Origin of the sequence: Roseomonas chloroacetimidivorans (assembly GCF_049629625.1) — a bacterium.
GTDB classification, from domain to species: domain Bacteria; phylum Pseudomonadota; class Alphaproteobacteria; order Acetobacterales; family Acetobacteraceae; genus Roseomonas; species Roseomonas chloroacetimidivorans.
The window spans coordinates 1-2,869 of record NZ_JBNBZS010000209.1 but is presented as its reverse complement, the minus strand read 5'-3'; the positions used below and the strand labels follow the sequence as shown (position 1 = coordinate 2,869).

Below are 2,869 nucleotides of genomic sequence, written 5' to 3'. Positions count from 1 at the left end.
CTCTTTGCTACCCACTACCATGAGCTGGCAGATGCGGCCGAGAGTATGTCCCACAGCATCTGCATGACCATGGATGCGGCCGCAGGGCGGCACGGCGACGTCTTCTCCTACAAGGTGCTCGCCGGTCGTTCCGGACGCTCCTACGGCCTCAAGGTGGCGGCGCTAGCGGGCATGCCCCGTCGTGTCCTCCAACGTGCTGAAGAGATCCTCGCCCAGCACACCGGCCATTCGCTGAAAGCCTCATGATAGTCGCGCAAAACGTACCATGAGACGGCTCACACCCGGCCACCAGCCTTGTCGTGAAAGAGTACCACTGGATGCTACAGAGGCCGCCGATCTGGCAGAAGAGCGACTGCAATCCAAGGGACAAGTGTGCGTATTCCGGTGATCCTGATCGGCTGTTCCAGGCTCTTCCGCGCTTTTGGTGCAGCCGATGGAACGAAGGGCGAGCCGGGGCCATATGACGGCGACACTCTCTGGAGGTCGTGTTTCCCGCATTGTCCCGACGTCTTCTGCCGGTGATCCCGGCAGGCCTTTCGGTCGTGCAGGTTCTGCCCGCTCCTGACCATGTCACGATCATCACCGCGCCTGTGGTGTCCAGCAACGCCTGCCCGCTTTGCGGCGTCCTCTCCGGCCGGGTGCATAGCCACTACACCCGCAGATTGGCCGACCTGCCCTGGCAGGGACGGGCGGTCCGCCTGCAGGTGCGGGCCCGGCGCTTCCGCTGTGCCAGCCGCGACTGCCCACGGCAGATCTTCACCGAACGCCTGCCCGAGATCGGGCAGCCCCGGGCACGGCGGACCATGCGCCTGGGCAGCATCCAGCGTCATATCGGCTTCGCTCTGGGCGGCGAGCCTGGATCGCGTCTGGCAGCGCGGCTTTCCATGCCGGTCAGCGGCGACACGCTGCTGCGTCTGATCCGGACGACCCAACTGCAGCCATCCGCTCCACCCCGCGTGGTCGGCATCGATGACTGGGCGTGGCGGCGCGGCCAGAGGTATGGGAGCATCATCTGCGACCTTGAGCGCGGGGGCGTCATCGACCTGCTGCCTGATCGCCGCACCGAGACTGTTGCGGCCTGGTTGCGTCAGCACCCCGGTATTGAAGTGATCGCGCGTGACCGTGCCGGCGCCTACGCCGAAGGAGCGCGGCAGGGCGCGCCATCGGCCAGGCAGGTCGCTGATCGATGGCATCTGCTGCGCAATCTTGGCGACGCGCTGCAGGGCGCCGTTGATCGCCACCGCGGTGCCGTGCGCGCGGCGGCCCGAGCGGTCGCATCGGGACAGCCTCCCGGGACCGATGCGGCCAGTACCGCGTCCTACTGCACGAAGCAGACGCGCGATCTGGCAGACCGCCGTGAGCGTCGTCGTGCACGGTACGAAGAACTCCGGCGGCTCCACCTGAGCGGCATGTCCGTGGGCGAGATTGCGCCGGCACTGGGCATGAGCCCGACAGCGGCATACCGGTGGCTGAAGGCCGGCGGTCCTCCCTCGCATGACAAGCCAGTTCAGCTCCGTCCAGTCGACCCCTATGTCGCGCATCTTGAGGCCCGCTGGCAGGCCGGGTGCCGCAACGGCTGGCAGCTGTGGCGCGAGGTCCGTGACCAGGGCTTTACCGGCTCGGTGAATGCCGTAGCCCGCTGGGTGGCACGCCAGCGACGCGAGAACCCGCCGCCTCAGGCGGCAGAGATCCGTCGCACGGCTGCATGGCCTGCTCCGTCGAGCCGGCGCTGCGCCTGGCTTCTGACAGCACCCACAGCCACGCTGGACACCGCGGAACGCCTGTTCCTGGCCTGCCTCGTAGAGACTGGACCCGAACTGGTTCGTGCCGGCGAACTTGCCACCGCCTTCGCGGCCCTCGTCCGCAAGGACACGGACCGGGATAAGGCTGCGGCGTTCGACGCCTGGATGGCCAGCGCACGTGGAACGGCGCTTGACGCCTTCGTGCGCGGCATCGATCGTGACCGTGACGCAGTACTGGCGGCCCTCGTCGAGCCCTGGAGCACCAGTCCTGTCGAAGGCCAGATTAACCGCCTCAAGTTGCTGAAGCGAACGATGTATGGTCGTGCAGGCTACAACCTACTCCGCCAACGCGTGCTTGCCCAATAGCGCTCCTCTGGAGCCAGCCCGCGACCCGGAGGCGAACTGATGCACCAAAAGCGCGGAAGAGCCCGGAATCACTGATCACGATCCACCGGATTACGCAGACAAGTGCAGTTCGCCGCGACTGTAGGCGATAGCTCTGAGGGGCCCTGATCCTCCTATATCGGTCAAGGTGCGGATCGGCCCTTTGATCGCGGGTGACTGTCAACTCCGATACCGTCTCCCTGCCGGGGTCAGGGTCCTTTCCGAGGTTAGAGCCTCATGATTGTGTTCGGGGTGGGTGCTTCATCGTATGGAGCGAAGTGCAGGAGCCTGCCTTCAGCCGATCCACCGAGGTCACCGGCACCGCGGGTCCAGATGCAGTGCAGGATGACGGCGATCTTGCGTGCCACGGCGACCTTGGCCTTCATGGCGCCGACCCGCTTCGTGAGGCGGGTACCCCAGGCTTTCAGGGCCGACCAGGTTCAGCTTCCGGCGGCGAGCGCGCCGCCATCATCTACACCCTCGCCGAGACCGCGAAGCTCAACGGCCTCAATCCTGAAGCCTACATCGCCGCGGTGCTGGATCGCCTTGCCCAAGGCCATCCCATCAACCGCCTGGACGACCTGCTGCCCTGGAAGCTTCTCCCGTGACCTGTCCCCGCAGCGGACATAAGCTGCCCCTGCAGGCACCGGAGGAGAGCCATGGCAGAAGCGCCGCAGCCACCAGGGACCGGGTCGCCGCAGCTCGACCTGCTTGAGGCCTGGCTCGCCTCGGATCGCGCACCC

2 protein-coding genes and 1 pseudogene are annotated in these 2,869 nt (G+C 66.4%); all 3 read left to right on the top strand.

Annotated features, from left to right (window positions below; genetic code table 11):
• Nucleotides 1-246: MutS-related protein (locus ACO1BU_RS36610; protein WP_424140780.1), on the top strand; the 246-nt coding region annotated here is incomplete at its 5' end.
• 251 nt (nt 247-497) lie between these two features.
• Nucleotides 498-2,108 (top strand): ISL3 family transposase, encoded by a 1,611-nt coding sequence (locus ACO1BU_RS36605; RefSeq protein ID WP_424140779.1) that lies wholly within the window; start codon nt 498-500, stop codon nt 2,106-2,108.
• 455 nt (nt 2,109-2,563) lie between these two features.
• Nucleotides 2,564-2,734: pseudogene (locus ACO1BU_RS36600) on the top strand (transposase domain-containing protein); the annotation flags it as partial.
• Between the last annotated feature and the right edge of the window lie 135 nt (nt 2,735-2,869).